Here is a 423-nt window from a genome sequence, read left to right on the forward strand (position 1 = left end):
ATGAGAAGCAGGTAGACTTAAGAGGTGCCTACATCAGAACTACCATAGAAAGTGCTAGCAAAAAAAGCGTAATTAAAGACTTTCCGATAAAGGCAGGGATGAACCAGACGGATGTTCAGTTTTTCCCTGAAAGTGGGAATCTGATTAATGGGATTCTGTCAAGGGTGGCGTTTAAGGTTACCGGAATAGACGGGACAGGTTTGGCGGTCAAAGGGAAGATCGTTGACAATGAGAATAAGGAAATAGCAGCACTCGAAACTTTACATGCGGGTATGGGCTCGTTTCTGATCAACCCGGAGGCAGGAAAAACCTACGCTGCGAAAATGACGTTCTCAGATGGGACAGCGAATACCATCCAGTTACCTAAAGCCAACGATAATGGGTATGTGTTGAGTGTTTATCAGCCCAATAAGGATAGCATTT

At 44.4% G+C, this 423-nt stretch carries 1 pseudogene; it reads left to right on the forward strand.

From position 1 onward, the window contains the following. Positions 1-423: pseudogene (locus ACHFIZ_RS17975) on the forward strand (TonB-dependent receptor); the annotation flags it as partial.

The sequence above is a fragment of the Pedobacter sp. JCM 36344 genome (assembly GCF_046546555.1).
In the GTDB taxonomy this organism is placed as follows: Bacteria; Bacteroidota; Bacteroidia; order Sphingobacteriales; family Sphingobacteriaceae; genus Pedobacter.